General features: G+C 37.9%; 6 protein-coding genes. All 6 read right to left on the reverse strand.

What is annotated here, in order from left to right:
- Positions 1-80 precede the first annotated feature (80 nt).
- Positions 81-926, reverse strand: a complete 846-nt coding sequence (locus JW841_11060; GenBank protein ID MBN1961476.1) for an IS66 family transposase — start codon at positions 924-926, stop codon at positions 81-83.
- Positions 927-1,122: 196 nt separating this feature from the next.
- Positions 1,123-1,605 (reverse strand): hypothetical protein, encoded by a 483-nt coding sequence (locus JW841_11065; protein ID MBN1961477.1) that lies wholly within the window; start codon positions 1,603-1,605, stop codon positions 1,123-1,125.
- A 16-nt stretch (positions 1,606-1,621) separates the two neighbouring features.
- Positions 1,622-2,023, reverse strand: a complete 402-nt coding sequence (locus tag JW841_11070; GenBank protein ID MBN1961478.1) for a hypothetical protein — start codon at positions 2,021-2,023, stop codon at positions 1,622-1,624.
- A gap of 101 nt (positions 2,024-2,124) precedes the next feature.
- A complete protein-coding gene (locus JW841_11075; GenBank protein ID MBN1961479.1) occupies positions 2,125-2,460 on the reverse strand; it encodes a hypothetical protein in 336 nt (111 codons plus the stop codon).
- Between the two features lie 151 nt (positions 2,461-2,611).
- Positions 2,612-4,147 carry a glycosyltransferase family 39 protein gene (locus JW841_11080; protein ID MBN1961480.1) on the reverse strand — a complete coding sequence of 512 codons (1,536 nt, stop codon included), beginning with the start codon at positions 4,145-4,147 and terminating at the stop codon, positions 2,612-2,614.
- Between the two features lie 156 nt (positions 4,148-4,303).
- Positions 4,304-4,868 (reverse strand): hypothetical protein (locus tag JW841_11085; GenBank protein MBN1961481.1); only part of this gene is annotated, 565 nt, incomplete at its 5' end.

A 4,868-nucleotide genomic window follows, 5' to 3' on the forward strand; every position in this document is an offset into this window, starting at 1 on the left:
ACTCTCTACGTCATGCCCTCGAAAGAGGGCATCCAGTAAAGCCTAATAAAATCGATCAATTACAGAGATGAGATCAAGAGTCAGATTGGTGAGGGGTCTTCTATGTAGCCATTTTTAATGATCTGCTCGTAACGTTGCTGCAACGCTTTTAAAGTTCCACCACCTAAACGTGTTCGCCCATATTTTTTAGCTAAAACAACGGCGCGATGCATATCGAGCAAGCAAGCAAACATTTGTTTCGCCCATACTTTACCCATCTCTTCATTAACAAAGGTTAAGTCGCGAAGATGGTGGGTATTACACAAACTATGTTTACAGTCCTTATAACTATAGTATGGCTGCCAATAATCATGAACCAAACGACCACGAAAAGCTGGGATGATTCCGATATCTTCCATTGCTTCTGCACCGCGTTTACTATGAACCGCATAGTAGGTATGCAGTTTATTACAAACCACATGCAGCCAATTACGTTTGCCTTCTATGCGTAAGCCTGTTTCATCTGCATGTGCAAGTTTGGCTTTTTTGAGTAAATTAGCTATCTTTTTAACGCTTGCTTCTACATTACTATCAGCATCGGCAATAATATTTGCTAGGGTTCCTTCGCTGATATGAAGGCCAAATATATTTTCGATAATTTCACAAGTGCGAGCTGATGGTATGAGCTGATAAGTACGACAGTAGGTTGCGAAAGCTTTAAGGCGCGGGCCATAGCACACAGATGCATTTACATAGTCATGAAAATTACCATGATTTAGTGTTTGGCAATGAGGACATTGTTTTGCCTCTAAACAAAAATCCGTCACTTCGATTTTAACTGGGGGAATATCATGAACTTGCCGTGTTTCTTTGATAACACCGACAATATTTTCTAGTGATGCACCACATGAACATTTTTGGGGCGTGTAGGAAAAATTAGCGCATATTCTTAAACGCTTATAACACGTAAACTATCAAATACCACTTTCATCAGCCAGAGCGCTGCCTACCATTTTTGATTTTAATCTGACAAGGGGTAATAAAGATTTATAGAGTTATTTGCTCTAACACGAAAGATTTAGCGATGTAACAGTGCCAACAACATGTCGAGTATATTTATAAAATTGTGCCTCTGTTCTTTCTCTATTGTACCTCGGAGGATTTAGAAAATAGACGCCATTTAGCGTTATGGCAAATTTGCTTAAGCCCAGCAGGTATATTAACTGCTTTAATTCCATCGCTTTGAATTAATAGGTAATCATAATCTCCGATACCGGGTGTATCAGAGAATGTTTTAACCGCACGTATAGCAAAATGCTCACCTCCATGAATAAGTGGATCATATCCTCCTTTTTGAGCGACATAATAAGCATGCGTATGTTGATCAACAGGCGGCCAAGCTGAAAAAACTTGTTCTTGAGAAACAATTGTTTTAAGCAAATGATTAGGCTTCATGCATGCAAGAACATCGTCAAAACCATGCACTAGATTATCAAATTTGTAAAAAAACTGAAAGACACCTGAAAAATAAACAATAAAAATGGCTAAAGATGCAATAGTTGCGAATTTGCTAATTTGTTTAATTGGTATCGTCGGTGTAATGGCTAACAATGCAATAGCGACCAATGGAAAGTAACGAAAATTAACCCCCCCAAGCCCCTGCTGATGCCAATTCTACTGGCGTTATAATATAAGCAACAACTAAAGCGATAAAAATAAAAAATGCGAGCTTATCTTCTGACGTTTTAAATATTGGCGATTTAGCAATTTTGCATTTAATTATATTGCCAATGAATACTATTGTAATAAGCACTAGCGCCCCATACATCGCGGCACGCCCTAATCCATGGTCAAATAGCTGGAACTGTTGATTCAAATACCAAATAAAATGATGATAGGCTTGGCTGATCGATGGTGTAAAATTTTTTGCATTAGTTAGTGATTTCCATATCCATGGTAGTGTTGGGCTACAACCAATAAAAGCAATAGCGATACTACCTCGTAAAAACTTACGTCCGGCAGCAACAAAAAAACCAATAATCATTAAAGCAAAAGGAACTACCAGAATTAAATGGGCAATCACTGCGAGAAAACCACTTACCGCTACCAGCCAAAAATATTTTATTTTATTACTCTCATAATATTTTAATAAACCCCAATAAGCGAACAATATTGTGGGCAGCCCCGCAAATACTGGCATGAAGCCATAAAAAAAAGAGACGTTATAAATAATGGAGCTAATAGTATTATAAACCATGCACGCTTACGTTTTAGTAAGATTAGCCATGATGCTGCCAAAAATGCACCTGCAAATAAAGTTATGGTGATTTTAGTACCACTTAATACTCCGAACAAAGCCACCAAAGGTAAGGCGAAAATATAATAAAGATAATATGGAACAACTGATAAATTAGTTTGATAAAAAGATGTAGTAACAACGTCGCCTTGCATTAGACGTAAAAGTATTGACGTGGTCGCCATATGATTAGGTAAATCAACAGAAGGCAGGTATGTGAAAAGCCAAATTGGGGCGATGGATATAATTGCAAAAGTAATAATTACGCAGTTTCGTTGTATCTTTGACATTTCGCCGGGCCAGGTTGGAACAAGTCGCTTTGTTCATTAAGAATATTTACTTAATATCTGAACGTTTTAATAAAACTGCACGGTTAAATGTTTTTATTGCCTCCGTATTAGGTATCTGACATTCCATCGCTCTATCCTCTAGTACAAACATCGGCGCCGATGCTATCATTGACTCGACTTTTTGGCATGAACCAGGCCATTCATATAAGTTCGCTTGCGGTAAATAACAGCGCCATGCATACCAGCAACCTTTATCCCCAATTACAGTCACTTCTGAATTAAAACCTACTTGCTTTGCAATTTTATCTCGCCAATCCCAACGCCGCATGGGATTGCCTCCAACTATTCCTATACCTCCTGCAAGTATTATACATGTGATCGGATTGAAATACTTTCGCCATTGCTCAAGATTATAATATTTATTAATTAACAGCGCAGCAACTGTCATTATCGCTAATAACGAAACGCCGTCTAATCTTAAAGGCAATCCGAGATAAGTAATAACTGCTGCAGGTATAATCCATTTTATCCATGCTGGCTGACCTTCTTGCCATATTTTTAAAATAATATAGGCAGTACCAATAAATAAAGGCAGCATTATAACAACTTGATACCAAGCTAGATATGTCTTAATAAATACCCCTACTACCAAATACTGTAGAACAAATAAAGCAGACCAACTAATATATAGTTGCTTTGTAAACACTGATGTCAATTTACGCCATAATAATGCCCACCCAAATGCCCCAAAGGCCCAAGGCAGTATACCTAAATATTTATTTAATGTTTCAGAATATGCATTGGGAAGTCGAGTATGATTTTCTAAGACATGTGTAAAGCGCGATATGATATGATATCCGACCCAAGATTCGATAGCTTTTTCGCCAACAATATTAAAAGTAGCCAAAAACCACCATACAGAAACAGCTAAAGTTATAATGCCTACCACAAATAAACGTTTTAACCATCCGGGTCGACGCTGGATTAATTCACTAATAAATATTGCTGTTGGTGCCATCAACGCAAAAGATTGCTTAGCTAAAATTGCCAAACCAAAAGCAATACCCGCTGTTGATAACGAAAACCATCTAGCTCTCCCTTGTTTTGCAAAACCATAAGCATATAAAAGCAAGCCTGCCGCATAAAGTGGCGCAACTAAATCCTCAAGCCATACGCGAGAACCCATATCTAGCATTGCTGATGATAAAAGCACTAAAGAAGCTGTCAAGGCTCCAAAAAATCTGCCTGCAAAGGCGACGCCGCTTGCCCAAATAAACAAGATTAATGCTACCAGTCCTAAAGCGGTAGGTAATCTTAGAGCGAATACGTTCCATCCAAATATTTTAATGCTAGCTATTTGCAGCCAATTCACTAATGACGGCTTGCCGTACCATGAAAAAAACTCACCATCTTTTGTTATTGGGTATAAATATTCACCATGCTCAACCATATTTAGGGTTGTACTAGAATACAAACCCTCATCAAAAGATTCGATAGTTTTAGTGGTGAGCGACAATAGAATTGCGGTAGTTGCAACTACGAATAGAATTGTAAAATCTACTGCATAATTTTTTTTTAACATGTTGGAATATCTTTTTAAGTAATCTAGCTCTTTTAATTAGCGGTGACATAATTTTTTTATGCCACCGCTTTTTAATTTTCTACTTTATTTACAAATAAATGTTAAATTAATATAGCGGCAACTTATTTGGTTAGTATTAATACTATTGCGCTATCTTTAAAAACAACCCCAAGTACAGCTTGTACCATTTCCATTTGTATTACTGGTTCGTACACAAAAACTCCACTGACCAGGGGTTGTTGCAGGTTTAAATGCAGTGCAATAATTTGATGTACCAGTAAGTAAACTTGAAAATCCATGACTTTGTAACGCACAAAAAGAAAAATTACCCACGGTTTTGCAAGTTTCGTTACTTTGGTTATTATTCTCCACCTTAACTTCCGTAACTGTAATTCCAACCTTTGAATTAGTTACTGCACCACTCGCAATTTCATCTGTCCCAACAGCGCTACTTGCAATATCATTTGCAGCTATTGAGTTATCCGCAATTTGAGCACTACCTACAGTATTTGCAGCAAGATTGGTTGCTTGCCCGGATGCATTTGCCGCTGCCACATAAAAATCAACTTCAGAAGTAGATACGCATCCTGTACAATTTAAATCATTGGCGCTATTTGCCACTACAGCCGAATTCGCGGCGCCACCTTTGCTCGTACTGTCCGCGTAATTAAAGGTTACATCACTTGCAGTGCCCGCCGTTGTCGCACTACCAGCCGTTGAA

The organism is Deltaproteobacteria bacterium (assembly GCA_016931625.1).
GTDB lineage: Bacteria > Myxococcota > XYA12-FULL-58-9 > XYA12-FULL-58-9 > JAFGEK01 > JAFGEK01.

Excerpts from the sequence above, each read along its gene's own strand:
- JW841_11070 (MBN1961478.1), bottom strand. The coding sequence starts at position 2,023 with ATGATTATTGGTTTTTTTGTTGCTGCCGGACGTAAGTTTTTACGAGGT.
- JW841_11075 (MBN1961479.1), bottom strand. The coding sequence starts at position 2,460 with ATGGCGACCACGTCAATACTTTTACGTCTAATGCAAGGCGACGTTGTT.
- JW841_11080 (MBN1961480.1), bottom strand. The coding sequence starts at position 4,147 with ATGTTAAAAAAAAATTATGCAGTAGATTTTACAATTCTATTCGTAGTT.